Here is a 26,752-nt window from a genome sequence, read left to right as displayed (position 1 = left end):
TTTAACGTACTGAGTACTTCTATAGTAGACGGTAGTCGCCTAATTAGTTGAAAGATTTATTAGTTGAAAGATTTATTTACATGATTGCCGCGTTTACAAGAGCACGAGTGTAGTCATTTTGTGGATTATTGAGCACATCATTTACACTGCCACATTCCACAACTTTTCCTTCATTAAGAACAATAACTCGCGTTGCTAAATGCCGAATCATACCCAAATCATGACTTACAAATATGCATGACATGTTTTTGCGCTCAGAGCGAATGGATGCAAAAGCGTCTAAAATGCGAGTTCTTTCAGCAACATCAATTGCACTCATAGGCTCATCAGCAAGCAAAACTCGAGGATTATTGATTAATGCGCGAGCAATACAAACACATTGCGCTTGACCACCAGAAAGCTCGTGAGGGTGACGTTCTAAAAAATCTTCAGGTTTTAAGCCTACTAATTTCAGCATTTCACAAACACGCTGTTCAATAGTTGCATCGTCTAATTTAAGCGATTTTCGCCATATTCTAAGAGGCTCAGCAACACTTTTTTGAACTGTCCAGTGTGGATCCAATGCAGCAAACGGATGCTGAAATACAAGCGACGATTCGCGTCTCATAAGCGTACAAGCATTTTTATTTACTTCTAATAAATTTGCATTATTTACGATTTCACCGCAATAAGTAACGTTACCTTCGCAAAGAGTTTCAAGCCCCAACATAGCGCGTATAAGAGTTGTTTTGCCGGAACCAGATCCACCAATAATCGCCAAAGATTCGCCAATATTAAGATGTAAATCTACACCGCTTAACACTTCAGCACGAGTTTTTGCGCGACCTAAAGTAACGTGAATATTTTTTGCATTTATAAGCGAATTTTCTTCACTGTTGCCAATATGGGAATTAAATTTCTTAAAATCAGCGTTTTCAGAATCAACGTTTGCAGAACCAGTATTTGCAAAATCAGTATTTGCAGAACCCACTTTTGCAGAATCTAAATTTTTAGAACCCAAATTTTGCGCTCTAAAAGTCAACTTTTTAGCAGCACTCACTAATTGTTTAGTAGAAGAAATACGCGGATTATCAAGCAAATTCTTAACATTTTCACTATCGACCACACGCCCAGAATCGAGCACATAGCAACGATTAGCAGCATGCGAAAGCACAGAAAAATCGTGCGTTACAAAAAGCATTGAAGCGCCCATATCATCTACAAGTGAAGCAAGCATTCGCACAACCTCACTTTGTGTAACCGAGTCAAGCGCAGTAGTAGGCTCATCAGCCAAAATCAAACGCGGAGAGGTAATCAAAGCTGTAGCAATACCAACTCGCTGCTGTTGACCTCCAGAAAGCTCAAACGTGCGTTGAGATGCGAGATTTTTCGACAACCCTACTTTTTCAAGCATCATGCATACTCGATTGTGAATATCGTCATCGTCTAGATTGTAATGTATTCGCAAAGGCAAAGAAATTTGTTTTTCAACGCTTAGCATTGGATTAAGTGCTCTATTAGCTTGCTGAAATACTACACCAACGTATTTTCCACGAATAGAAGCTAAATTTTCATCTTTTGCTTTCACTGTTTGAAGATTGCCAAGCATACAAGAGCCTGAAATTTCAGCATTTGACGGCAATAATCCAGTTATAGCTCGAATTAGCATAGATTTGCCAGAGCCAGAAGAACCAACTAAGCCAACACGCTCACCGTCAGAAATCTCAATTGATACGTTGTCAAGAATTAGTTTTCCGCCAAGTTTTAGCGTGAGATTTTGAATATTTAAGCTCATTTTTCCCCTACTTTATTCGTACTTTTTGATGAAGGATCTAAAACTTTGCGCAATACGTCACCAAAAAGATTAAGAGCAACAACAACTACAGTCACAATCAAACCTGGCCAGACAACCGATAAAGGATTTACGTGAATTAACAAAACAGAAGTAGCCAACACGCGCCCCCAGCTAGGAACTCCAGCAGGAACTCCAATACCCAAGTATGTTAAGCCACTTTCAGCCAAAATAACAGTTCCTGCAGAAAGAGAAAGCTCAACAAATGCAACAGGAATAATATTTGGTAAAACATGATGAATAAGAACATATTTACGCGATGAACCTTGCAAAACAGCTGAAGTCACATAATCAGATTGCAACGCAAGCTGCGCACTCGGCCGTACAATACGTGCTAAATTCAAGCCATAGCCAGTTCCACAAGCAATAACAATCACAACAACACTAGCTCCAAACGGAACTGCAAGCATAAGCGCAATTAAAACAGTTGGAATAGAAATCAATGCGTCAACAGACATAATGCTTATTGTGCGAACAATTTGTGAACTAGAAATCATAAAGCTCAAAACAATAAACCCAACACAAGCAGCAACTAGAACAGTAGAAAAAACGAGAATCAGCTCAATTCTTGAACCTGCCATAAGCCAACTAAGCATATCCGAACCAGTGCCGTCCGTGCCAAGCCAATGCGAAAAAGACGGCTTCTGCCATACTTTAAAACCGTTAGTTTCTAAAAGTGAGTATGGAGTCCATAAAAGCGAAAGCAAAGCAACGAAAAACCATATTGCAAACGTTAAACACACAAATTTACCGAAAGTAGCATTCCATACGCGCTTACATAAAGTAGATTTTACTTTGATACTTTTTTTAGACATATTGCACATAAAAACTCACCTTATTCGCATGTTAGATTCAACAATAGGAAATTAATTCAAACTATCTTTAGATAACCTAGGATCAAGTAGTCGGTGCGTAATGTCAACTACAAAGCCGATTAGTAAGAACAGCGCAGCAAGCATAAAAAGCTCACCTTGCACTGCAATTAGATCGCGCAAACCAACATCTCGAACCATTCCCGTACCAATACCAGGTAAGGAAAACAGGTTTTCAATAACCATCACACCCATAACCATATGAGCGAAAGTTAAACCAATAACAGATACGAGTTGAGGAAAAGCAAGCCGCAAACCAACACGCCACACAACTTGTTTGCGAGTCATTCCGCAAGCCATAGCTTGAGAAGCTACTTCACTTTTAACAATATTTTCAACAGTTGCAGCAGTGTAACGCATAAAACTAGAGCCAACAATAAGTCCGACTGTAAGAGCCGGAATAAGAAGAGACGCAAAAGCTTCAGGAAATTCGCTCCAGCCATCTGTAGGAAAACCTTGAGTTGGCAGCAAGCTGAACACGCCAATACCGCGTCCTAATAGCAAAATAAGTAGCATGCAACCCCATAATGCTGGAACAGAGCCTGCTGTAATAGCCAAAAAGCGCATAATTGCCTGTGGAAGTTTGCCTTCATGAGTAATTTGCAAACATCCAAGTGAAATACCAACTACTAAAGCAATAAACAGACCCAAAAGAATCAGCGGAAAAGTAATAGAAGCACGCATCGCAATAGTTGAACTTACAGAACGACCAGTCAACATAGACACACCAAAGTCACCGCGGAAAACACCACAAATCCAGTCAACATACTGCGTAAAAAGTGGTTTATTAATACCAAGTTCTGCTCTAAGCTCCTCTACTTTTCCGCGAGGAGCGTTTAAGCCGGCCATAACTTGCGCAACATCGCCTGGAAGTACACGTAACGATATGAAAATAACTACAGAAATGCCAAGTAAAGCAAGAAGAAACAGCAATACTCTGTAGCAAATCATACGAAACATAAAATGCCTCCTTTCTTAGTGAGTTTTCGCATTGAAGGATTCTGAAATTCCAATAATTTTAGACTCAGTCAAAGCACTAGTGCAGTTTCATTTCTGCGTTAGTGTCTTATTTTGCCCATTTTGGGACACTCACACAGATTACATACTGCGCGAGTGTCTCTGATTAGTGGTTTTCGGACACGCGCGCAGTTTCATTTCTACATTAGAAACTAGATGGCGACTAGCAAATAAAAATCAACTAAGTCGCAGGTTGTATAGCGGTAAAATCTCTTGATTCATGTCAAAAGGCATTCCTTCAAGATTCTTCACTTTCGCAGTTACAACGCGATAGTTAAACAGCCAATCAGCAGGAGCATCCTCGCTAATAATTCGCGCAGCTTGAGCAAGCAATTTATTTGACTCTTTAGGATTCGCACAGAGCATAGCTTTAGCATACAAATCCTGGACCTGCTTATTGTCGTAACCGTAGTAATACGTAGGATCCGCCCACTGCCCAAAATCGTGACTCTCATTGTGATCAACCATCGACAAATCATACTGCTTATTCTTATAAACATCTTGAAGCCAAGTAGTAAACTCAACAATATTAACTTTCAAATTGATTCCAATAGGCTTCAATTGCGAGCGCAGCTGATCGCCAATTTGCGTGCCGTAAATATTCGGATAAGTAAGCGTCAAATCCATAGGATGCGATTCGTCAAATCCGACTTCCTTCATTAACTCCTTAGCGCGCTGCAAATCATGCGGATACAGCTTAATTAAATCCTCATAACCAGGGTCAAGAGAAGGAATTGGACCGCCAAGAGCTAAATCCGTTCCGCCACGAGATGCAATAATTTGCTTGTGATCAATCGCGTAACGAATAGCTTTGCGCACGCGCTTATCTTTAGTACGTTCGCCTTTCATATTCATCGCTAGAACAAATTTATCTGTGCCATTACCTGCACTTACATCGTAACGCTTGGAATCATCTTTAAAAGGCTTAGCAAGTTGACCAGAAATAGGAGCCAACGCTTGCACAGAACCGGAAGAAAGTGCGTCAACTGCTGCGTTATCGTCAACAAAATAGCGAATTACTATCTTATTAGTTTGCGCACGATGAATGCCTTTATAACGCGGATTCGCTTTTAAAACAACGCGATCATTTGGCACAAATTTGTCAATTAAATACGGTCCAGAACCGACTGCTTGAGTTTTTGCATCATACTTTGCGTTTTTATCAAAAACTAAACCTGAACGACTGCAAAGTGCCCACAAAAGCTTAGCATTTGGCTCTTTAAGAGTGATTTCAAACGTGTAATCATCTTTTGCTTTAGCAGACTCAACTTTTCCAACCATGTTAGAGCCGCGATATTTTTTAGCAATAAGCTCGTTAAACGACCATTCTGCATCATGCGCAGTAAGCTTATTGCCGTTAGAAAATACAGCACCCTTACGCATGTGGAATGTGTAACGCAAACCATCTTTACTTACTTCCCAGCTTTGAGCTAACGAAGGAACTACCTGATTAGTAGCATTGCGAGCAACTAAGCCTTCATACACATTGCCAATAAGCAACTGGTCAAGCGATGAACCTGATTGGTTACGGATATCAAGATTCGTAGGAGCTAGCTTTAGACCTATAGATATAGTTTTGTTCGAAATTTCCGATACTGAGTTTGATTTATTTGGTTTATTAGATGTAGTAAGAGTTGCAAAAATTGCACTAAACACTACTACCAAAACAATAGCTAAGCCAAATAGCCATATCTTGCCCATTTTGCGTTTCGAGCCTGAATAAGCATATTTTTCAGCTTCATTCAGCGAAGAGTCAGTGCTCGCAGCGAAAGAAGTGCTTTTGTTAGCTTCATCGTTAGTTTTACCGGAGAATTTTTCAGTCGCGCCGTTTTCTTCGTGCACGCTTTCCTCAGGTTTGCTGTTAGACATACCATAAACCTTTCTTAATGGCATATAAACATTATTTATTTGTTATTATTTATTTTTTATTTATTCTTTATTTATTTTTGTCTTATAGCTCGCCGCTTTATTGGAAATGCACATTTGCAAACATAACTATTTGCATACCACATAAACCCAAATACAAGTCGACTGCATTACTAATCGTAGTCGATTGACAAGCCAGTCTCACCTATGGCGCGTCCAAAAAATCAAATCATATTTTGTATATTTTTGTAATATTTTTATACCAATACATATGAGATATATCCTACGAATGTGGTTAAATTCCAACAGAACGTAAACTTGCAAACGTACGCAATAATCGACATAAGATTACAGCGTAGAAGCGCGCAAATTCACGAAATATTAAGATGCATACACGTATCTCATATGTTAAAGCTCATATGTTAAAGCTAAAGCGAGGAATGATGGCTGAGAACTTGAATACTACGGTAACTGTGAACGAATCCTCGGATCCGCAAAACAAAAGCGGCGAAGACCGTACAGCATTGAACCGTCAACTGGCACAAATGCTTAAGGGTGGCGTGATTATGGACGTCACCACCCCAGAGCAGGCGCTAATTGCTGAAGATTCTGGCGCATGCGCAGTTATGGCTTTGGAGCGTATTCCTGCCGATATTCGTGCAGCAGGCGGCGTTTCTCGTATGAGCGACCCGGCTATGATTCACGGCATTCAAGAGGCTGTGTCTATTCCTGTTATGGCAAAATGCCGTATCGGTCACTTTGTTGAAGCACAAGTACTTGAGGCTATCGAGATCGACTACATCGACGAAAGCGAAGTGCTTTCTCCAGCCGACGACGTGTATCACATCAATAAGCGCGATTTTGCTGTGCCTTTCGTTTGCGGTGCTAAGGATTTGGGCGAAGCTTTGCGCCGAATTAACGAAGGTGCTTCCATGATTCGCACTAAGGGCGAGCCTGGAACTGGAGACGTGATTCAGGCTGTGCGTCACATGCGCATGATGAATTCCGCAATTCGTAAGCTTACAAGCATGCGCGAGGATGAGCTTTTTGAGGAAGCTAAGAATTTGCGCGTGCCTTTCGAACTCGTAAAGTATGTTGCACAAAACGGAAAGCTCCCTGTTGTTAACTTCGCAGCCGGCGGCGTTGCTACCCCAGCCGACGCTGCTTTAATGATGCAGCTTGGTGCCGAAGGCGTATTCGTTGGCTCCGGTATCTTTAAGTCTGGAGACCCAGCAAAGCGTGCTGCAGCAATCGTTAAAGCTGTAACTAATTACAAGGATGCCAAGATGATTGCTAAGCTTTCTGAAAACTTGGGCGAAGCTATGGTTGGCATTAACGAGCAGGAAATCAAGCTTTTAATGGCTGAGCGAGGCGAGTGATTTTGTCAAACTCACCTACCAATACTGATAACTCCGCTCATACTGTAGCAGTTTTAGCTGTTCAAGGTGCTTTTCTTGAACATCGCTTAATGCTTGAAAAATTAGGCGCACACGTTATTGAACTCCGTCAAGCGCGCGACTTGGAGCAGTCTTTTGACCGCTTAGTACTTCCGGGCGGCGAAAGCACTGTGCAAGCTAAGCTTCTTCGTGAGCAAAATATGCTCGAACCTTTGCGTGAGCGCATTGCAGGAGGAATGCCTGTTCTTGGCACTTGCGCAGGTTTGATTTTGCTTGCGAAAAACATGGAAGGTGACGAAGTAAACGGTTTTGGCACTTTAGACGTAACAGTTAAGCGCAATGCTTACGGACGTCAGCTCGGAAGCTTCCATTGCGAGGCTGAGTTTGGTGAGCTAGGCAATGTGCCGATGACGTTTATTCGCGCACCTTACATTGCAGAAGTAGGCTCTAATGCCAAAGCTCTTGCAACTGTAGATGGTCATGTTGTCGCCGCGTGCCAAGGAAAGCAAATCGGCACATCCTTCCACCCGGAGCTTGACGACGATACGCGAATCCACCAGCTTTTCCTGGATTTGTAATCTGATTCGTAAGCGCACCGATACAAAAAGCCTTCGCAGTAGCAATATCTGCGGAGGCTTTTTGATTACAGACACTCGCGCAGTGCTCAATCTGCACCAGTGCCCGAAGACCGGTAAAATCAGACACTAACGCAGAACGCATACTGCGCTAGTAACTAAAAATTGGCATTATACGTTACTCACGCAGAACGCAATCTGCAATAGCAACAAAGTTTTTAACGCGGACGTCAAAAACTTTGAATTTTATGTAATTTACATAGTAAACGTATACATGCGGTAAACGTAATGCAATCGTAATACAAAGTAAAACGTTTATATAATATTGTAAAACAGTGCAACACATTGTAGAATGTAATAAAAGTTGATAGCTGAATATCACAAAAAGCTAGAAAAGCTAGAAAAACAAATCAAAATTAAACAAAATTAACGAGTCAAGAAAACTAACGCGCTTATAGAAGCAAAAATTATAAGTATAAAATCAAGGAGCATATTATGGCAATCAGCGCAACTACAACAGCAACAGCAACCCCAGCAGCAACAAAAACCGCAGCGAAAACCGCAAGCATCAACGTGCGCGTCACCAAGGATGTTAAAGCGCAGGCAGAAGAATTATTCGCCAGCTTCGGCATAACTCTTAGCGAAGCAATAAACATGTTCTTACACAAATCACTTATGGTAGAAGGACTCCCATTCGACTTAAAACAGCCAAAATACAATAAAGAAACAATCGCCGCGTTTAAGGAAGCAAATGATATTCTATCCGGAAAAGTTCCAGCAAAACGCTATAACTCAGTATCCGAGATGATGGACGACGTTTTTAAGGAAGATTAATTATGCTTACTTTGACATACACTTCACAGTTTAAAAAAGACATGAAGAGAATCAGAAAGCGCGGATACGATACACATCTTGTTAATATACTACTTGAGAAGTTGCGCAACGAAGAGATTCTTGACGAAACGTACCAAGATCATCCTCTTAAAGGAAAATATTTAGGCTTCCGTGAATGCCATGTAAAATCAGACTGGCTATTGATTTACATAATTAAGGAAAACGAGCTTGTTCTAACAGCATCTCGCACGGGAACGCACTCCGATGTATTCAATGAGTAAGCGCACTCCGACCTGCTTGAGCGCTGCGATTTAGCGCTGTTTAGTGTGCTTGCCGAAGGTGGAATCGTCACTTCGGAACCGAGCAAAGAAGCCGGTTGCTGCACTTACAGCAGGTTTAAGCATAGAACCACTTACAACAGAATGCGCGAAGCAGTGCTTAAAGCCAGACGCAATATCGAGCGCGCCGCCGCCAAAAGCCTTCGCAAACCCAGTCAAAGCAGTGCCAGAGAGCACAGACGCAACCCATCCATGACGACCAAATGCCCCAGCAACTGCGAACATTGAGAACAGTCCAATAGACAAGAACGTGAACATAATAGCCGACTGGCCGCCGGTATGAGGCAAAGGCACTGGCTGAACAAAGGTCTCCAAATAGTACATTGTAGTGAAGAACACTAAAGGCGACTTTTGATTATCAGACGCAGCAACATCTGCACCTTCGCTAAGTTCTGTCCAGTCGCAGTTAGTTCCTGTTCTGGCTGGCTTCTTAAACCAGATCTTATAAGTACTACCCTGTTCCTCGGTACCTCCAGGTTCTCCGCTTTCTTCATCACTGCCATCACTTACAGATCGCGATTCTCTTGCGGATCGCGATTTCCCTACACGCGATTTCAACTTTGCACTACGCGAGCCAGAATCAGGTTCATCTCCACCTGGTTCCTCAGTACTAGTACCTTTGCCCGATTGAGAATCTATAGCGTACCGCAACTTTGAAGCGAAACTATTTTTTACAATTCTGTACGCATAATCCTGCGATTTTTCATCCTGTTTCTTCTCTAAATTACTCGAATTATACAGTGCAGGAACATAGTAAGTATAAGTAGTACCACCCGAATCTCTATTGCAATCACATGTCATATTGTCATTTTTTATATCTCCAGGCTCCATCAGCTTGGCTTTAACAGGAATGTAGTATGCAATCTTTTTAAGATCATCATCGTTTGAAATTGTATCTAAAATCGTAACATTATTAGTTACGACTATATTATTGCTGTGACCATTCTCATCGAGGGAGAATATGTAACCACTAGCAAAATTTGCGATAGGATCATCATCAGGATTATTCTCAAAACCACTAGACTTCAAGTTATTCGCAATCAGCGTGCCTTTAAAACCACTGAACATACTATCAACAGAAAAGTAACGCTGCTTCCCTTCGTCATCCGTGTATACAGGTGTATCCAATTTTGTAAAAGCCTTATCGCTGAAATCTAATATAAGACTGTCGCCGCTTTCTGCTCCTGCATTGGAAAACATTGAACTAAGATTCGTAACTTTTGAAATATTCCACTTGCTTAAATCTGCAGCGCCAGTAAGTTTTTTGCAATATGCAAACATGCTAGACATGTCCTCAACATTGCTAACATTCCACTTACTCAATCCACTTATATCAGTCAGCTTATCAAAATCAGAACCGCTAACCTCATGGCTGAACATGCCGCTCATGTTCTTAACACTGCCAACATTCCACTTTTCTAGACTTTTAAGGTTACTCAAGTTAGTACAATCTCTGAACATGCTACTCATGTCCGTGACACTGCGAACATTCCAATCACTTAATGCACTTATATCAGCCAATCCTTTTATACCAATAGGATTAGGATCATCTCCAGAACCGTAGATATCCGTAGCGCAACCACTGAACATGCTGCTCATGTTCTTAACATTACTAACATTCCACTTTTCTAGACCTTTAAGGTCACTCAAGCTATTACAACCGCTGAACATGCTACTCATGTCCGTGACACTGCTCTTATCATTCAACCACTTACTCAAAGACTCAAGACTAGTTAAACCATTACAACCGATGAACATGCTGTTCATGTTCTTAACACTGCCAACATCCCAACCACTCAAAGGTTCAAGACCAGTAAGACTGCCGCAATTGTTAAACATGTCATGCATGTCAGTAACACTGCCAACATTCCAACCGCTCAAAGGTTGAAGATCAGAAAGAAAACTGCAGTTATAGAACATTCTATACGTGCTAGTTAATTTGCTTGTACTGCTCTTACCGCTTGTATTCCAATTAGATAATCCACTGATACTATCGAGGCTAGAGCATCCTGCAAACATGTCATCCATTTTTTTAACGTTACTAACATTCCAATTTTCTAGGCCCTCAGTATTTTTAATCTTGTCGCACAGCGCAAACATTGCCATCATATATTCAACGTTCTTTACAGTCCACTTTTTCAAAAATCCAAGCGAACTAATACCCTTGCAGTATTCGAACATACCGATCATTGCCACAACGCTTTTCGTATCCCAACCTTCCAAACCAGTAAAATCTGTTATGCTGGCGCAACCCTCAAACATTCTGTTCATGTTCATAACATTGCCAACATTCCACTTACTTAAAGGTTTAACCGAATCAATCGCCATCTCACCTGCATACCCGTCTACTGGATTCAAAGCATCATGTTGATTTTGGTTCTTAATAATAGACGCGAACATTCCAGACATACTTCTAACATTGCTCACATCCCAATCTTCCAACCCTTTAAGCGATTTCAAGCTCGTGCACCCCTCGAACATATTGCTCATGTCCGTAACATTGCTAACATTTCTAGCCGCGATAGTCTTGCCAGTCTGGCTATCCTTGCTAGCTTTCCTTGCCCAACCGCTCAAACCACTAATATCATCTAAAAACGTGCACCCCTCGAACATGCTCTTCATGTTCGTAACACTGCCAACATTCCAATTAGCCAAACCGCTAATATCTTCTAAACCAGTGCACCCCTCAAACATGCTTTGCATATTCGTAACCTTGCTCACATCCCAACCGCTCAAAAAACTAAAATCAGTTAATGAGGAATCCTTAAATAGGTAGGACATATCTGTAACATAACTTATATCGAAATTGTTTATGCTATCAATGTTACTAATATTTTTCCCTGAAAAAAGACCCACACCATTCTTTGACAAATGCCCGTACGCATATACTCTGCCTCTGTAAAAACCAAGCGATCCTTCTGTAGGAGAAAGTTTTTTTATTTCATTTATAATTTCACCAAACTCATCACCGTGATGATCAGCACTAACGGCACACTTGTCTGCACCGGATGGAGGCTCGATTGAAAGAGTATCGATTGTTTCACCTGAAGTTACCATGGCATTAGCCACGCAAGCAGGAAGCTTTTTAACTTCTTCTAGGCTTAATTTCTCACCATCACTAGTGCTGCGATCTTTGCCCTTAGCTTTGTTAGCGTCTTTGCTATCTTTTTTAGAAGCTTTGTCAGCATTTTTGTCAGATTTACCAGATTTTACAGCATCTTTACTGGCATCTTTGCCAGCATTGCTGTTATCTACAGCCCCCCCCCATTAGATTCATTACCAGTTTCCCCATTAGCTGCCCCATTAGCTGCCCCATCATTTCTCTTACCTTCTTTTTTATCTACCTCTTTAGCCTTATCCCCTTTAACTTCTTTACCAGATCCCCCTTCACCCGACTTATTTTGACCCCTATTATTCTCGGCAGCAGCAGCCAAAACAGCAGCAAACAATGGATTCTTCGTTACGTTGGCATAAGCTATCGCAGGCAACACAGTTACGCTTAAAATCATAGAAACTACGCATGAAACGGCACCAATTGCTGAAAGAATACGATGTTTCCTACTACTCATCATCAAACTTCCTCTCAAATGTGAACGAATCCACAGCCAGCGCATAAACAGTATGCAAAACGAATACATACCCAAGACGGTTCACCGGCGAACGCAATCTTTACACACAACCATCCACCATTATACGCCTAAACCCGAAAGAATAATATAACAAATTTATATAACAACCTATTGCACCAAAGTCGCGCTACCGCAGGTTGCGCTTATAAATTTCAGCCATACCTTTGAAAATCAAGTCAGGATCGTAAAAGTCAATCGTTTTCACGTCTTTTTCAAACAATCTACCCAAGCCACCAGTAGCAACTACCTTAAATGGCTCGTCTATTTCAGTTTTAAACTGTGCAATTGTACGCTCAATTCCACCCAAGAAGCTGTAATATAATCCAGCTTGCATTGCGAGTTTAGTAGATTTCGCAAGAACAGACTGCGGTCTAGCTATTTCCACTTCTGGAAGCTGAGCCGTGTTATCCCAAAGTGCCGCAGCCGCAGTACGAATACCTGTGCAAATAAGTCCGCAAGTAATAGCACCACTTTTATCTATATAGTTGTAAGTTGTTGCCGTACCAAAATCAATAACTAGTACAGATCCTTCATACTCACTAAACGCACCAACGCAATCAGCTAAACAATCCGCGCCAAGAGTTCTCGGCTCATCAATACGAATATTCATACCGGTTTTAACACCAGGTCCTACAATCATAGGATCAATATGAAGAAATTTGATAATACTAGCGCGGAATGAATGCATAACTTTCGGCACAACAGAAGCAACGATAACATCTTCAACATCGTTTATTGTAAATCCGCTTAAATGCAAAAATTGCGCAATCATAATGCCATACTCGTCTGATGTATGATTAGACTTTGTTGTCATACGATAAGTGCCAACAATTCGGTTATTTTCCAAAAAACCCAGCACAATATTCGTATTACCAATGTCTACTGCTAATAACATGTGTGCCTACTTCCTATATTGGCATTTACGGATTAATTAAGTTAATCTGCAATCACGTGCGCACGTATTGTATGTGTATGTATACTATCCTATTGTATTTATACTACTTTTGTTAATAATCTTACTTTTACGCAAAATTAAGCTGCTTTTACGAAATCACTTAATTGTAATAAGTTACGAAATTATCTAACTACAAATCCTTGATTGTAACCATATTCTTGAAGATCTTTTTCCCACAATAAAAGACCATCTTTTAAAGAAATTCGCTTACCAGGATCATCTGGAAGCCACAATCTACTTCCATCATCTTGAGTAACACCAGCATCAATCATGGCTTGCACGTTTAATCTAGCTAAAGATTTAACACTCCAGTCATATGCTTGACCCATAGTTGCTCTAAAATCACTTCGCGAATACACTTCAAAAGGCAAATACCTATATCCCGTATCCACGCGATTAGCGGCATCTGCAAATACACGATTAAACTTCTGACCGCCAAAATAGGGTATATCAATACCTCGTGAATCACGAATAGTAGCTCTATCTAAAAATGACTTATCTCTAAGCGTAACAACATCTGCAGGAAACGCTCCACCATTGACACGAGTACGAATTCCATGCATATCATGGCATACAAAATTCACAAATCGCATTGCTGCTTCAGGCTTACGACTCGATTTAAGCACAGATAACGAAGAACCGCCCATTTCTGCATTACGCTTTTCTCCGTGCATAGTTGGCACATTCGTTACCTTCCATAATCCTGCAGTTCCAGGCACATTTTCCAGCAGCAAAGACGGCATCCAGGCTCCTGAGAAAACAGAAGCAATCTTGCCAGCTCCAACACCGTTCTTCCAACGTTGACTCCAAGTTCTAGTTCTAATGTCAATCAATCCTTCATCAATCATTGATTGCCAGAACTTTGTAAACTCTTCAGTACCCTTATCTTTGCTCAATCTAACAGTAACTGTTTTCCCATCATGAGAAGTCATAAACGGGTGTCCACCTGCAAGCCAAATCATAGCGTTATAAAAACTTGCGTCACCTGAGTCTGATGCAATATACACACCGATATCTTTAAGCTTACGAGCAGCGTGACGGTAATCTTCCCAAGTGTGTATTTTTGTGGCATCTACACCAGCCTGCTTAAACACGTCATCATTATAAAACCAAGCCATTGGGCCAGAATCCATTGGCAAACCGTAAACACGTCCACCAAGTTGCACAGAAGACCATGTTCCAGGAGTATAGAATGTGCGAGTATTTTTCACACGATCAGTAATATCTAAAAGCTGTCCACTTACCGCATATTGCGGAAGAGCAAAATATTCTAATTGAACAACATCTGGCATACCATAGCCATCTTGAATAGCACTATTAAGATTGCTATATCCGCTAGTATCCTTTACAGTTACGTGAACATCCGGATTATGTAGTTCAAATTCTTCAGCAAGTCGTTTCATGCTTGGTTCCCAAGACCAAACACTAATTTGAGTTCTAGAATCTTTAGTTCCGCATCCGCAAGAAAACAGCAAAGAAAAAACACAAAGTATCGAAAAAAGCAAGCGTCCAAAATGATTGCGTTGTTGCAAAATTCTTGCAAATGCAGACATAAGATTTGCCATCCGTTACTTTATGTTACTCAACGTTGTTATGCGCTTACTCAACAGTTACAGACTTTGCAAGATTACGAGGCTTATCAACATCATAACCTTTTAACTTTGCCATATCCATTGCAAATAATTGCAATGCAACTACATCTACAAGAGGACTTAGCAAAGTCGCACATTTAGGACGCCAGAACACAATATCGGCATAGCGAGAAGCATCCGGATCACCCTCTTCGGCAACAGCTATAGTGAAAGCTCCGCGCGCTTTAACTTCTTCAATTCCAGAAATAACTTTCGCATGAAGCACATCACGACCGCGAGAAGATGGCACAATCACAACTACCGGCTCACCTTCATCTACAAGCGCAATAGGACCGTGCTTAAGCTCACCTGCAGCAAAACCTTCAGTAAAGGTATACGCAATTTCCTTAAGCTTCAACGCACCTTCTAGTGCAACAGGATAGCCAACATGTCGACCTAAGAAAAGGAAAGATTTAGCTTCCAGAGTATGCTCAGCAGCTTTCATAATTGATTCAGATTGTGTATCAAGTACATGCTGAATTTTATCCGGCATCTCTTTTAATTGCGCAACGATTTGCTGAATTTCGTCGCGATACATAGTGCCTTTTACTTGCGCCAAAAACAGACCAAGCATATAAGCTGCAACTATTTGCGCAACAAAAGCTTTAGTAGATGCAACTGCTATTTCGGGACCTGCATGCGTGTAAAGAACTGCATCAGATTCGCGTGGAATGCTAGAACCTTGCGTATTGCAAATTGCAAGAACCCTACTTCCCTGCTCGCGCGCGTGACGCAAAGCCATAAGAGTGTCCATTGTTTCGCCAGACTGCGATATTGCAACCACCAATGTTCGATGCGTCAAAATAGGGTCACGGTAGCGAAACTCGTGCGCTAATTCAACTTCTACAGGCACACGAACCCAATGCTCAATAGCATATTTTGCAACCAATCCGGCATAACTTGCAGTTCCGCAAGCAACAACAATAATTTTGTCAATTGCGCGCAACACGTCTTGGCTAATATGAACTTCGTCAAGAACAATATTTCCCTGAGCGTCAAAACGCCCGCGCAAAGTGTCTGCAACAGCGTGCGGATCTTCATGAATTTCCTTATCCATAAAGGAATCCCAGCCGCCTTTTTCTACTGCAGAAGCATCCCAATCAACCGTAAAACAAGTAGGATTTTCAACAATATTATTGTCAAAATCAGTTAGAAGCAAAGATGCTTTGCCACTGCCATCTACATCTCCAATGCACACAGCTTGATCTTGACCAACTTCCAAGACTCGATCCGTATAAGCAACAAAAGCTGCAACGTCAGAGCCAAGGAAATATTCACCGTCTCCAAGACCTACAACCAACGGCGAATCGTGGCGAACAGCTGCCACAATACCCGGCTGACGAACGTCAACAGCAAGTAATGTGAAAGCTCCTTTTAACATTTTTGCAGTACGACGAAGAGCTGTAAATAAATCCGGCTTGCCAGTTTCGTCTACAATATCATTCGCAATTTTACCAAGTAATTTTGCAGCAACTTCAGTATCTGTTTGAGAAGAAAATTCGTATCCTTCTTCGTGAAGCTGCTCTTTTAATACAACAGCATTTTCAATAATGCCGTTATGAATAAGCGCGATTTTGCCATCTGCACTAGTATGAGGATGCGCATTAGTGTCACAAGGAGCACCATTAGTAGCCCAACGAGTATGACCAATAGCTGCACTCGCCTCAGGCATAGGCTTTGCATCAATATCATTGCGAAGAACAGATAAACGACCAGCTTTTTTTCGCACAGTCGCACATTTCATTCCAGGAGCAACTAAAGCTACGCCCGAAGAGTCATATCCGCGATATTCTAGACGCTCTAACCCACCTAAACAAACTTCTAAAGGTTTTGCACAAACTTTTCCAAAACCTGCGTATCCTACAATGCCACACATAATCTTCTATTGTACGTTATGCGAGCGAGTGCACGCCAGAGAAGCACACAAAAACTACGCAAAACTACATAAATAAGATACATTTCTTACGTAAATTACAATACGTGATTTAGGAAATCTTTAAAACGATCAGTTTGCGGACTAGTAATAATATCTGCACTACCCTGCTCAACTATGACACCGCCATCCATAAACACAACCTGATCTGCAACCTCACGCGCAAAACCAATTTCGTGAGTTACTACAATCATAGTCATGCCATCTTTAGCAAGATTTCGCATAACGGTTAACACTTCACCTACAAGCTCTGGATCTAACGCGGATGTTGGCTCGTCAAATAGCATAATTTCCGGTTTCATAGCAAGAGCGCGAGCAATTGCAACGCGTTGCTGCTGACCGCCTGAAAGTTCTGCAGGATAATGGTTCATACGCTCATCCATGCCAACTCGCTTTAGTTCTTCAATAGCTAAATCGCGCGCTTCTTGAGCTTTCATATGCATAACATGTACAGGAGCTTCCATAACGTTCTCTAAAGCCGTCATATGAGGGAATAAATTAAAACGCTGGAATACCATGCCAAGCTTCGCACGCTGTTGAGCAATTTCTTTGTCGTTAAGAGCCTGCAGACATTTCTCACCTTTATGCATTACTTGCTTTACGCCGATGCGCTCGCCATAAATACTTATACTTCCTGCAGTCAAAGTTTCTAGTTGATTAATTAAACGCAATAATGTCGATTTTCCTGAACCGGACGGACCCAAAATAACTGTTACACTACCTGGGTTCACTGTCATATTAATACCGTTAAGTACATGCAATTGACCGAAAGATTTTTGCACATCGCTAATAGCAACCGCAGGAAGATTAGATTTTGCTTCTACCATTTATTCACATCCAATTTGTTTGTTTCATGCAAAATTTAAAGTTTACAAAGAAAAATATTAAAATTTAAGCTATTATGCGCTTATTTAAGCATTAAATCCGAGCATAGCAGCATCATTTCGTCCTTTAACATTTTTCCGTTTAGCATCTAATGATTGATCGCCGCGCTGATCAGAATCAGTATTAAGTTGAGCATGCTTTACAATATCTCTTGCTTCAAAACCTTTAGCAAAATGCTTCTCGAGCATGTATTGCAAAACCATCAAAATGGAAGTAATAATCAAATACCAAATACTCGCAACAAGAAGAAGCGGAATTGGTTTATAGATACGGTTAGCAATAGCATTTGTAGCAAATTGCAATTCAAGAGTAAACGGAACTGCAAGAACTAACGAAGTCGTTTTTAGCATACCGATTGTTTCGTTACCAAGCGGAGGAACAATAATACGCATTGCTTGAGGAAGAATTACACGCCTCATAGTTAAAGCTCTACCCATTCCAAGAGCCTTAGCAGCTTCAACTTGTCCACTATCGACGGCTTCCAATCCTGCTCGAACAATTTCCGACAAATAAGCGGATTCATTCAAAGACAAACCAACTACAGCAGCAGTAAGAGAAGTCATAATTACATTAGAATCAATAGACCAAAATTCTACAGAAGTAAAAGGAATGCCAATACTAATTCTCGGCACAAGCACTGCAAACATGCCCCAAAATACAAGCTGCGTATAAACAGGAGTACCACGGAAAAACCAAATAAAGAACCAACTTACGCCACGAAGCACAGGATTAACTGACTTGCGCATCATCGCTAAGCCTACAGCAAACACGATTGAAATTACCATAGCAATTAGCGTAAGAAGTAACGTCCAGCCAATACCAGAAAGCACGTTATCGCTTATTAAATATATTCCGACTACTTGCCATTCAAAACGAGGGTTAGTAATAATACTGTAAAGAAGCGAACATGCTATTACAGCTACAATGACTCCGGCAATAATAGGTCCTGGCTTTTTTACTGGCAAAATACGTTCAGAGTTAGCTACTCCGGACTTGCTCTTAGCAGAGTTACCAATTAAAGAATTCAAAATATGCTCCAATAAGTACGTTTATACAAAAACAGCAAAGTAAAGAAACAATCTGAGCCGAGAATTCAATCACGACTCAGATTAACAATATCATTTTAGATAATTATTCAATTATTTGATAGCTAAAGTTTCATAGCTAAAGTTTTATAGTTTTGGATTAACTACAGACTTTTCAATAGCAACATCTTCAACGCCCCACTTCTTCAAGATATCCTTGTAGACGCCGGACTTCATAAGCTTATCAATGCCAGCTTTTACAGCCTTCAGCATCGCTGCATCACCCTTTTTAACAGCCGCTCCCATTGGTTCAGAATCCTTGCTGTTTTCCAAAATTTCAAGTTTTCCAGGATTCTTAATTGAAGCGTAACCTGCAACAGGAGTATCTGCATACATAACATCAGCGCGACCGGAAAGAAGTGCGGTAGTTGCGTCAGTTTGCTCCTTGAAGCTCATGATTTCAAGAGGCTTATTTCCTTTAGCTGCGCACTGTTTCTTTGCTTCTTCCATAATAGGTTCGCCAACAGTTCCAGTTTCCAAAGTTACTTTCTTGCCACAAAGGTTCTTTGGATCTACTTTAGTAGGATTTCCCTTACGCACTTCAAAAGACAAACCTGCGTTTGCATAAGTAATAAAGTCTACAGACTTCATACGTTCAGCATTTACTGTAAAACCAGAAATACCAACATTATATTTGCTTCCTATTGCTGGAATAATTGAGTCAAACTGAGCATGCATAATTTTTGCTTTTAAGCCCATGACCTTTGCAAGGGCCTTCGAAAAATCAATTTCGTAACCTACAGGAGTTTTACCGTCTGCAGCAAAGAATTCTGCAGGGGCATAACTTACGTTTACACCAACAGTTAACTCTCCTGTTTTTGCAACTGGTGCTGGTACCAAGGCTGCAACAGCATCATCTTTTTGCACATGACTTACATCATAGCTACGAGCAACATCAGGGTCTGCTTCTTTAGAATCAGCAGGTCCACATGCAGCAATACTGCCAATCATTACTAAAGATGCAACAATAGCAACAGGCTTCATAGATTTAAACATAGTTCTTCTCCTCATGTATGTACTAAGAATCTATAATTTGCATTAATGTGTATAACTATACACGATAACCCTACAAATTCAACAGCCTTTTATACGATTATTGAATATACAAAGATACTCATGCGGTACATCTGCACAATAATTATACTTTTCATAAACAAAAACTGCATATTATTCGCAATAATGTATAATATGTGCGTGTCGCATTACCTCACTTTTTATCACGTGCGAAGCAAGCAAGTGTTTCACAAACGCATAAAAAAAGAAGCGTCAACTCTTAATCAATACTACGAGAACGCAGATTACGGTAACGCATTTCACGCAAAGCCTCTCGCTTATCTTGCTCCTCACGCAAAGCCTGACGCTTATCAAATTCCTTTTTACCGCGCGCTAAAGCAATTTCTACTTTTACGTAGCTTCCCTTAAAATACAAACGCAAAGGCACAACAGTGTAGCCTTTCGCCTCAGTTTGCCTAGAAAGCTTAGCAATCTCAGCAGCATGAAGCAGAAGCTTACGCTTGCGCTTAGGAGCATGATTATTCCATGTGCCGTTTAAATATTCAGGAATATTTGCTCCTTCAAGCCACATTTCACCACGACGATCAATATTCACAAATGATTCAGCTAAAGAAGCACGCCCTTCGCGAAGTGACTTAACTTCAGTACCAGTAAGAGCAAGACCTGCTTCATAACAATCTTCAATTACATAATCATGATGCGCTTTACGGTTTTGTGCCACAGTAACAGTGCCATCTTGCGCAGGCTTATTTGCCATAATTCCCCTCCAGTACACATCACGCACAAAAGAAACTTGCCATAAGATACTACTATCTTATGGCAAGAACAATAAGTCGTAAACTTACAAAGTTTTCAATTTCAACAAATTGAAAACTTTGAAGTGCTTATATTTAATAATGCACATACTCGTAATCGCCTGGATTATAAATAGTTTCATAAGCAGGGAATGTCGAAAAACCAGTTCCACCTTCAGAAATAAGAACTGATCCATCAGCATTCACACGTTCCACAACCGCAACATGTCCATATTGCCAATCAGCATTCCAGTTGCCGACGCGTTGACCGCGAGCAAACACCATAACAGCACCAACATGTGGAATTCTATTAACTAAATATCCAAACCTACGACCAGTATTCGCCCACTCAGCACCATTACCCATGTAGGAGCCAACTGGCAGACCAAGTTGCGAACGACGCAAATAAGCCCATAACGTGCATTGACGAGCAGGATAAGCAGAACCACCAACAGTGTTTCCAGTATTATGCCCGTAGCAGAACTTAGAACCTTCTGCGCAATTTCCAGGAACAGTATAATTCATACCATTAGCAGCACCATTAGAAAGTTGCATCGGAGGAAGGTAAACATTCTTTCCAGAGCTTCCATTCAATTGCTGGCGATTACCAGCATTCGGATCAGCTTTAGCGAATGACTTATTAGCAAGAGCACGCGCTTGAGCATCGATGGCCGATTTCATTGCTATAATTTCTGCAGCCTCACGCGCAGACTGAGAAGTCAAACTACTCTTTTGACCTTCCAGCTGCTTACGAATCTCTTCACCATGATCTCGCAAACTTTGCAAGGACTTTTTGCGATCATTGGCGGCTTTCGCAGCGATTTGAGCACTTTGCGCTTGAACATCCGCCTGCTGCTTTAACTTGGTTATTTCTGCTTCAATAGCAGCCAAACGCTGACGACGATTCATAGAAGTATTCAACTTAATAGCAGCATCATTAGCAGCATTTGCTTCACTTCTAGCAACAGCAGCCTCGGATTGTAACTTTCCAACAAACTGTTCTGTAGTAGTTGATTTAGTCACAATATCCATAACATTAGATGCCTGAGAACCATGGAAACTCTTACGAGCAAGCTGTGCTACAGCAGCCTTAGCATCATCAAAATCTTCACCAGTTTTTTTAATTTTCTCTTCCAAATCACGCTTATCTTTTTGTGCAGACTCTAGACGCTGCTGCGTTGATTCTACAAGACTGCGCGCCTGAGAAGCTTGCTCTTCTGCTTGTTGAGCAGCTCGTATTTGATTTGGAATTTTATGCTCATTTAAATCATTCAATTCAATGATCTTATTTGCAAGTTGTTTACTTACACCAGCAAGTTGGTGCTTCAAATTCTCGTTTCGTTGTATTTTGCGCCTATATTCCTTCATGTTGACAGCACTTGCTGTAGACGCATTAAATAATGCACCAGCAACACCAGCAAACATCATTGAAATAGCAACTATTAAACTCACTACAGTGTGAGTGCGTCGAATTGCATACATGCTATGTCGATCTTCGCTCATATCACTTCCCTTTCAACATCACTATTGCGAATTATACCGTAATGCAAGGAATCACGCGAGTTTCTACTTCAAATCTTCTAAAATATTACTTTCACAATGCTCATGCGAAAATAACGCAAATAATTACGCACCTATTATTTTGCATTTTAAGCTTTTAAGTATCGCCTCAAAGCAATAGCAGAAGCAACTATAGATAACACTACTGCACCAGCTACAAGTATTGGAACGCATAGCCACACAGTTGTTTGAGTAACAAATGGCATCCAACGCACATTCTGCGCAAGCCAATCAGTTACAAAAACTTTAACTACTAAACTTAGCGCAGCACCAGCAAGTAAAGAACCCACAAACGACGCGAACGCTCCTTCAAGAAGAAACGGCATACGAATAGTCCAGTTAGAGGCACCAACTAAGCGCATAATTTCGGTTTCTTGACGACGGCTAGCAGCAGACATTCGAATCGTAGTGCCAGTAAGCATAATCGCTACAACAACCATAACTGCTGCAAGCACAATTGTCACAACAGTAGCGCGATTAAGCACACTGAAAACAGGATCAAAAATCTGACGCTGATCAACAACTTCTTCCACACCATCGCGTCCAGAAAGAACTTCTGAAACAACCTGATATTTCATAGGATTAGTAAGCTTCAAGCGCAACGAATCTTGCATGTCTGCCGCAGTTAAAGTACGTCCTTGATACATTCCGTTAGGATATTGCTTTAAGAATGTGTTTTTATAAAATTCATTGCGGCTAACATAAGTGATATTTGAAACATCATCGCCTAATTCTTGGTGAATAATATGCTCCAATTTTACAATTTCGGCATTAGTAGGTGCTTTTCCAGAAGCACAAGAAGGAGATTGGCTAGTTCCATCCGGGCACAGCCAGGCAACCACTTCTACTTTGTCATACCAGTCGCCTTTTGCCTTGGTAATCTGCGCTTGCATAAGCACTGAAACACCAATAAAAAGGAAAGAGATGAACGTTACAAGCATAACCGAAAGAATCATCGAAACATTACGACGCAAACTAATGCAAGTTTCGGAAAAAATAAATCGTAAACGCATTACTCTGCTCCTTCAGTTTTATTAATGTCATTATTGCTATCGTCAACACTAATGTTCTCATTATTAGTATTTTCAGCTGCAACAGGTGGCTTAGGCGGAGCTGGAGGCATAGGAGGAAGCTGAGATTTACGCTCAGATTCAGCATCGGATTGTAACTTACTTTCTGCTTCTGACTGCAACTCATCGCCGGTTTCGGATTGTGATTCTTCGCTCACTTCAGAGTTTTCAGTAGTTTCGTGAGATTCGTGAGATTCATTAGTTTCTGCAGTTTCGTGATTATCAGCAGTCTCAGTAGTCTCAGTAGTATTAGCAGTTTCTGCAGTTTCAGAATTTCCGGCAACTTCAGAGGATTCTTTATTATCTTCCGAAATCTCAACTTCTGAATCATTCTCTTCAACATCTTCATTATCGTTTGAAGAAATCAATCCTCGTCCCCAAGTCATCGTTGTTTCCAAAGACTGGAACACTTCGCCGTAACGACCAGTTCTGCCAGAATGAACAGACTGAGCCAAACGTGCAATTCCTTCATTTTCTGAAGTGTCACTCTTCAACGATTGCGTTACCATGTCAACAACTTCACGCGCCTGAGCAGCACGTTGAGCTTTTTTAGAAAGCCTCTTATGACGTTCAGTATGCTCAGATTGAGTAATTGATTTTTGAGCATCGCGATCTGATTGATCTTGAGAATTTTCAACAGTTTGTTGTGCTTTAGAATTATGCTCAACTTCACTATCTGGGAAATACAATGCAGAATCATATGATCCTTCACGCTCATCACGCACAATTTTTCCAGCATGAAGCTCCACAACTCGCTTACGCATTGAGTTCACAATTTCCTCATTATGCGTAGCCATAACAATCGTTGTGCCAGTTCGATTAATAGCATCCAAAACTTCCATAATTCCAAGAGAAGTAGTTGGATCCAAATTACCAGTAGGCTCATCTGCAAGAATAATTTGAGGGTGATTGACGTATGCGCGAGCAATTGCAACTCGCTGCGCCTCACCACCAGAAAGCTCGTGTGGGTAATTATTTTCTTTACCAGTCAAACCAACCGTTTCAAGAACACGAGGAACAAGTGAACGAATCGTAGACCGACTCGTGCCAATCACTTCCAAAGCAAAAGCAACATTTTGATAAACTGTTTTATTATTAAGCAGCTTATAATCTTGGAAAATAAAGCCAAGAGATCTACGATACTGCGGCACTTGTCGGTTAGAAAGTCTACGCAAATCGTTACCAGCTACGTGAATTTCCCCACCATTTGCTTCTTCTTCACGAAGCAGCAAACTAAGCAATGTAGTTTTACCAGAACCGGAAGCGCCAACAAGAAACACAAAATCTCCGCGATCTACATGCAAAGACACATCGTCTAATGCAGGACGTGTACCTCGAGGATATATTTTTGACACATGATCTAATGAAATCAGCGACATTGTTTCAATTCCTTCCGAAGATTATGTGTAATTGTTGGTTTTTAGTTCTAGCTTTAGTTTTATTTAAGATTCTGCTTCAGCTTCTTTTTGAGCTGCAACTCGCTGCTCGTGACGCCAACGAATGCCAGCTTCAATAAAACCGTCAATATCGCCGTCAAAAACAGCTTGAGTTTGTGAAGTTTCGTAACCAGTGCGCAAATCCTTCACCATCTGATAAGGGTGAAGCACGTAAGAGCGCATTTGATCTCCCCAACTTGCCTTAATATCTCCAGCAAGTTCCTTCTTTTTTGCAGCTTCCTCAGCATGCTTAAGCACAAGCAAACGCGATTGTAAAACAGCCATTGCAGCTGCGCGGTTTTGAATCTGGCTGCGCTCATCTTGCATAGAAACAACTAAGCCGGTTGGCAAATGCGTAATACGAACAGCAGAATACGTAGTGTTCACGCCCTGGCCGCCAGGACCAGACGCTTGGAAAGTATCCACGCGAATGTCGGAATCTGGAATATCAATATGATCCGTAGCTTCAACAAGAGGAATTACTTCCACTGCGCTAAAGCCAGTTTGGCGACGGCCTTGATTGTCAAATGGCGAAATACGAACCATTCTGTGAGTGCCACCTTCTACAGAAAGACGACCATACGCGTACGGGGCATCAACTTGGAAAGTAGCAGATTTAATACCAGCTTCTTCCGCATAAGACGTGTCCATCATCTTAGTTTTGTAGCCGTTTCGCTCAGCCCAGCGCAAGTACATACGAAGAAGCATTTGAGCAAAATCGGCAGCATCCACGCCGCCAGCACCAGAACGAATCGTAACAACTGCAGAACGAGCATCATATTCGCCGTCAAGAAGAGTCTGAACTTCCATATCGTCCAACTCGTGAGCAATATTTCCAAGCTCTTCTTGAGCCTCGCTCATAGAATCAGCATCGCCTTCTTCTTGGCCAAGCTCAATTAAAGTCTTAGTATCTTCAATGCGCTGATCTACAGCTTGCAAACGCTTCAACTGAGACTGAGCCGCGGAAAGCTTACTCGTAACCTGCTGAGCATGCTCAGAATCATCCCAAAGTCCAGGCTCTGCAGCCTGCTTTTCTAAATCAGCAATCGTAACTTTCAACGAATCAACGTCTAGTGCTTTAGAAATCGAAGAATACTTTGCTTCAACATCATTTAATACTTGGGAAAAATCAAATTCCGCCATTTACTTAAAGTACCTCTTTACATACCTGTTTTACGCAATTACTACTCGCAAAATACTTACAAAATCAACTATTGATAAGTTTAGCGCACGGTCAAAATCTCAGGACCGTTTTCCGTAATTGCAATCGTGTGCTCGCTGTGAGCACCGCGAGAACCATCAGCAGAGCGAAGAGTCCAACCATCCTTAGGATCCTGGTAAATTTCGTCAGTAGTCTTTAAGAACCATGGCTCAATTGCAATAACTAAACCTGGGCGAAGCTTGTAGCCATGGTGAGCAGTGCCATCGTTAGGAACATGCGGATCGCCGTGCATAATATGACCGACTCCGTGACCGCCAAACTCAAGATTTACGCTATAACCATACTCGTGAGCAACGCAACCAACAGCTGCAGAAATATCGCCAAGACGGTTGCCAGGCTGAGCCATGTTAATGCCAGCCTCCAAAGCTTCCTCAGTGCACTTAATCAAGCGCAAATCCTCAGGATCTGCATGCTTTCCAACAACGAAACTAATAGCGGAATCTCCAACCCATCCGTCAACGTTAATTGCCAAGTCAAGAGTTAATAAATCACCATCTTTAAGGTTGTAATCGTATGGAACTCCGTGAAGAACAGCATCGTTTACAGACGTGCAAATATAGTGCGCAAAAGGACCTGTACCAAAATCAGGAGCGTAATCAACATAGCAAGAAGACGCACCTTTGCGACTCATAATACGCTGGCGAACGAAATCATCAATCTCAAGAAGATTCGTGCCAACTTTGGTCATTGCTTTCAAGTCTTTAAGAATACTACCGACGAAGCGACCTGCAGGCTTCATCGCTTCAATTTCAGATGGAGTTTTAAGTTCAATCATGCTTCAAGACTAACGCGCAGGCACGAAAATAAA

22 protein-coding genes are annotated in these 26,752 nt (G+C 41.3%); 4 read left to right on the top strand and 18 right to left on the bottom strand.

Annotation, left to right across the window (positions count from 1 at the left end):
• Positions 1 to 76: 76 nt before the first annotated feature.
• The 4 genes from HXT39_RS01680 to HXT39_RS01665 all read right to left on the bottom strand — a co-directional run bounded on the left by HXT39_RS01680 (position 77) and on the right by HXT39_RS01665 (position 5,589).
• Positions 77 to 1,774 carry an ABC transporter ATP-binding protein gene (locus tag HXT39_RS01680; protein WP_103013832.1) on the bottom strand — a complete coding sequence of 566 codons (1,698 nt, stop codon included), beginning with the start codon at positions 1,772 to 1,774 and terminating at the stop codon, positions 77 to 79.
• Entirely contained in the window at positions 1,771 to 2,655 is an 885-nt protein-coding gene (locus HXT39_RS01675; protein ID WP_103013831.1) for an ABC transporter permease, read from the bottom strand. The genes HXT39_RS01680 and HXT39_RS01675 overlap by 4 nt, the downstream gene beginning before the upstream one ends.
• A 42-nt stretch (positions 2,656 to 2,697) precedes the next feature.
• Positions 2,698 to 3,663: an ABC transporter permease gene (locus HXT39_RS01670; protein ID WP_102703191.1), complete on the bottom strand. Its 966-nt coding sequence runs from the start codon at positions 3,661 to 3,663 to the stop codon at positions 2,698 to 2,700.
• A gap of 234 nt (positions 3,664 to 3,897) precedes the next feature.
• Entirely contained in the window at positions 3,898 to 5,589 is a 1,692-nt protein-coding gene (locus tag HXT39_RS01665; RefSeq protein WP_103013830.1) for an ABC transporter substrate-binding protein, read from the bottom strand.
• Between the two features lie 542 nt (positions 5,590 to 6,131).
• Here HXT39_RS01665 and pdxS point away from each other — a divergent pair.
• From pdxS to HXT39_RS01645, 4 genes are all read left to right on the top strand, one after another.
• Positions 6,132 to 6,965 (top strand): pyridoxal 5'-phosphate synthase lyase subunit PdxS, encoded by an 834-nt coding sequence (gene pdxS, locus HXT39_RS01660; protein ID WP_233186350.1) that lies wholly within the window; start codon positions 6,132 to 6,134, stop codon positions 6,963 to 6,965.
• Positions 6,962 to 7,561 (top strand): pyridoxal 5'-phosphate synthase glutaminase subunit PdxT, encoded by a 600-nt coding sequence (gene pdxT / locus HXT39_RS01655; protein WP_180963725.1) that lies wholly within the window; start codon positions 6,962 to 6,964, stop codon positions 7,559 to 7,561. The genes pdxS and pdxT overlap by 4 nt, the downstream gene beginning before the upstream one ends.
• A 492-nt stretch (positions 7,562 to 8,053) precedes the next feature.
• Complete coding sequence (locus tag HXT39_RS01650; RefSeq protein WP_102703194.1) at positions 8,054 to 8,392, top strand: type II toxin-antitoxin system RelB/DinJ family antitoxin; 339 nt, start codon at positions 8,054 to 8,056, stop codon at positions 8,390 to 8,392.
• 2 nt (positions 8,393 to 8,394) lie between these two features.
• Positions 8,395 to 8,673: a type II toxin-antitoxin system YafQ family toxin gene (locus tag HXT39_RS01645; protein WP_004108415.1), complete on the top strand. Its 279-nt coding sequence runs from the start codon at positions 8,395 to 8,397 to the stop codon at positions 8,671 to 8,673.
• 30 nt (positions 8,674 to 8,703) lie between these two features.
• Here the strand turns inward: HXT39_RS01645 and HXT39_RS01640 are convergent, their stop codons facing one another.
• The 14 genes from HXT39_RS01640 to map form a co-directional block, all read right to left on the bottom strand.
• A complete protein-coding gene (locus HXT39_RS01640) occupies positions 8,704 to 11,787 on the bottom strand; it encodes a DUF285 domain-containing protein (RefSeq protein ID WP_233186342.1) in 3,084 nt (1,027 codons plus the stop codon).
• 194 nt (positions 11,788 to 11,981) lie between these two features.
• Positions 11,982 to 12,302 carry a hypothetical protein gene (locus HXT39_RS01635; protein WP_116994653.1) on the bottom strand — a complete coding sequence of 107 codons (321 nt, stop codon included), beginning with the start codon at positions 12,300 to 12,302 and terminating at the stop codon, positions 11,982 to 11,984.
• A 184-nt stretch (positions 12,303 to 12,486) separates the two neighbouring features.
• Positions 12,487 to 13,254: a type III pantothenate kinase gene (locus tag HXT39_RS01630; protein ID WP_103013829.1), complete on the bottom strand. Its 768-nt coding sequence runs from the start codon at positions 13,252 to 13,254 to the stop codon at positions 12,487 to 12,489.
• Positions 13,255 to 13,436: 182 nt separating this feature from the next.
• On the bottom strand, positions 13,437 to 14,867 hold the full coding sequence (locus HXT39_RS01625) for an ABC transporter substrate-binding protein (protein WP_199172877.1): 1,431 nt from the start codon (positions 14,865 to 14,867) through the stop codon (positions 13,437 to 13,439).
• A gap of 46 nt (positions 14,868 to 14,913) precedes the next feature.
• Complete coding sequence (gene glmS / locus HXT39_RS01620) at positions 14,914 to 16,821, bottom strand: glutamine--fructose-6-phosphate transaminase (isomerizing) (RefSeq protein WP_103013827.1); 1,908 nt, start codon at positions 16,819 to 16,821, stop codon at positions 14,914 to 14,916.
• A gap of 95 nt (positions 16,822 to 16,916) precedes the next feature.
• Positions 16,917 to 17,705: an amino acid ABC transporter ATP-binding protein gene (locus HXT39_RS01615; RefSeq protein WP_102155697.1), complete on the bottom strand. Its 789-nt coding sequence runs from the start codon at positions 17,703 to 17,705 to the stop codon at positions 16,917 to 16,919.
• An 84-nt stretch (positions 17,706 to 17,789) separates the two neighbouring features.
• Positions 17,790 to 18,791: an amino acid ABC transporter permease gene (locus tag HXT39_RS01610; RefSeq protein WP_012914378.1), complete on the bottom strand. Its 1,002-nt coding sequence runs from the start codon at positions 18,789 to 18,791 to the stop codon at positions 17,790 to 17,792.
• Positions 18,792 to 18,935: 144 nt separating this feature from the next.
• Positions 18,936 to 19,844: an ABC transporter substrate-binding protein gene (locus tag HXT39_RS01605; RefSeq protein WP_004108432.1), complete on the bottom strand. Its 909-nt coding sequence runs from the start codon at positions 19,842 to 19,844 to the stop codon at positions 18,936 to 18,938.
• Positions 19,845 to 20,121: 277 nt separating this feature from the next.
• On the bottom strand, positions 20,122 to 20,619 hold the full coding sequence (smpB, locus tag HXT39_RS01600) for an SsrA-binding protein SmpB (RefSeq protein WP_004107461.1): 498 nt from the start codon (positions 20,617 to 20,619) through the stop codon (positions 20,122 to 20,124).
• A gap of 133 nt (positions 20,620 to 20,752) precedes the next feature.
• Positions 20,753 to 22,159, bottom strand: coding sequence for a CHAP domain-containing protein (locus tag HXT39_RS01595; RefSeq protein ID WP_012914380.1), 1,407 nt, complete (start codon positions 22,157 to 22,159; stop codon positions 20,753 to 20,755).
• Between the two features lie 146 nt (positions 22,160 to 22,305).
• Positions 22,306 to 23,229, bottom strand: a complete 924-nt coding sequence (gene ftsX, locus HXT39_RS01590; protein WP_076002972.1) for a permease-like cell division protein FtsX — start codon at positions 23,227 to 23,229, stop codon at positions 22,306 to 22,308.
• Complete coding sequence (gene ftsE, locus HXT39_RS01585) at positions 23,229 to 24,665, bottom strand: cell division ATP-binding protein FtsE (RefSeq protein ID WP_103013826.1); 1,437 nt, start codon at positions 24,663 to 24,665, stop codon at positions 23,229 to 23,231. Before ftsE ends, ftsX begins: the two co-directional genes overlap by 1 nt.
• 63 nt (positions 24,666 to 24,728) lie before the next feature.
• Positions 24,729 to 25,865 (bottom strand): peptide chain release factor 2, encoded by a 1,137-nt coding sequence (gene prfB, locus HXT39_RS01580; protein ID WP_004108440.1) that lies wholly within the window; start codon positions 25,863 to 25,865, stop codon positions 24,729 to 24,731.
• Positions 25,866 to 25,945: 80 nt separating this feature from the next.
• The gene (gene map, locus HXT39_RS01575) at positions 25,946 to 26,719 is read right to left on the bottom strand and encodes a type I methionyl aminopeptidase (RefSeq protein ID WP_004108441.1); all 774 of its coding nucleotides are present in this window, start codon (positions 26,717 to 26,719) and stop codon (positions 25,946 to 25,948) included.
• Between the last annotated feature and the right edge of the window lie 33 nt (positions 26,720 to 26,752).

This window comes from Gardnerella sp. DNF01159 (assembly GCF_049244215.1).
Classification (GTDB): Bacteria; Actinomycetota; Actinomycetes; order Actinomycetales; family Bifidobacteriaceae; genus Bifidobacterium; species Bifidobacterium swidsinskii.
The sequence above is the reverse complement of the archived record's forward strand: the minus strand, read 5'-3'. Positions and strand labels throughout refer to the sequence as shown.

What these genes read in the sequence shown, in the direction of transcription:
- prfB (WP_004108440.1), bottom strand. Translation starts at nt 25,865, where the DNA reads ATGGCGGAATTTGATTTTTCCCAAGTATTAAATGATGTTGAAGCAAAG.
- HXT39_RS01615 (WP_102155697.1), bottom strand. Translation starts at nt 17,705, where the DNA reads ATGGTAGAAGCAAAATCTAATCTTCCTGCGGTTGCTATTAGCGATGTG.
- HXT39_RS01595 (WP_012914380.1), bottom strand. Translation starts at nt 22,159, where the DNA reads ATGAGCGAAGATCGACATAGCATGTATGCAATTCGACGCACTCACACT.
- HXT39_RS01665 (WP_103013830.1), bottom strand. Translation starts at nt 5,589, where the DNA reads ATGTCTAACAGCAAACCTGAGGAAAGCGTGCACGAAGAAAACGGCGCG.
- HXT39_RS01645 (WP_004108415.1), top strand. Translation starts at nt 8,395, where the DNA reads ATGCTTACTTTGACATACACTTCACAGTTTAAAAAAGACATGAAGAGA.
- ftsE (WP_103013826.1), bottom strand. Translation starts at nt 24,665, where the DNA reads ATGTCGCTGATTTCATTAGATCATGTGTCAAAAATATATCCTCGAGGT.
- HXT39_RS01630 (WP_103013829.1), bottom strand. Translation starts at nt 13,254, where the DNA reads ATGTTATTAGCAGTAGACATTGGTAATACGAATATTGTGCTGGGTTTT.
- map (WP_004108441.1), bottom strand. Translation starts at nt 26,719, where the DNA reads ATGATTGAACTTAAAACTCCATCTGAAATTGAAGCGATGAAGCCTGCA.
- HXT39_RS01650 (WP_102703194.1), top strand. Translation starts at nt 8,054, where the DNA reads ATGGCAATCAGCGCAACTACAACAGCAACAGCAACCCCAGCAGCAACA.
- HXT39_RS01675 (WP_103013831.1), bottom strand. Translation starts at nt 2,655, where the DNA reads ATGTGCAATATGTCTAAAAAAAGTATCAAAGTAAAATCTACTTTATGT.
- HXT39_RS01635 (WP_116994653.1), bottom strand. Translation starts at nt 12,302, where the DNA reads ATGATGAGTAGTAGGAAACATCGTATTCTTTCAGCAATTGGTGCCGTT.
- HXT39_RS01605 (WP_004108432.1), bottom strand. Translation starts at nt 19,844, where the DNA reads ATGTTTAAATCTATGAAGCCTGTTGCTATTGTTGCATCTTTAGTAATG.
- HXT39_RS01670 (WP_102703191.1), bottom strand. Translation starts at nt 3,663, where the DNA reads ATGTTTCGTATGATTTGCTACAGAGTATTGCTGTTTCTTCTTGCTTTA.
- pdxS (WP_233186350.1), top strand. Translation starts at nt 6,132, where the DNA reads ATGCTTAAGGGTGGCGTGATTATGGACGTCACCACCCCAGAGCAGGCG.
- HXT39_RS01625 (WP_199172877.1), bottom strand. Translation starts at nt 14,867, where the DNA reads ATGTCTGCATTTGCAAGAATTTTGCAACAACGCAATCATTTTGGACGC.
- HXT39_RS01680 (WP_103013832.1), bottom strand. Translation starts at nt 1,774, where the DNA reads ATGAGCTTAAATATTCAAAATCTCACGCTAAAACTTGGCGGAAAACTA.
- HXT39_RS01640 (WP_233186342.1), bottom strand. Translation starts at nt 11,787, where the DNA reads ATGGTAACTTCAGGTGAAACAATCGATACTCTTTCAATCGAGCCTCCA.
- ftsX (WP_076002972.1), bottom strand. Translation starts at nt 23,229, where the DNA reads ATGCGTTTACGATTTATTTTTTCCGAAACTTGCATTAGTTTGCGTCGT.
- glmS (WP_103013827.1), bottom strand. Translation starts at nt 16,821, where the DNA reads ATGTGTGGCATTGTAGGATACGCAGGTTTTGGAAAAGTTTGTGCAAAA.
- smpB (WP_004107461.1), bottom strand. Translation starts at nt 20,619, where the DNA reads ATGGCAAATAAGCCTGCGCAAGATGGCACTGTTACTGTGGCACAAAAC.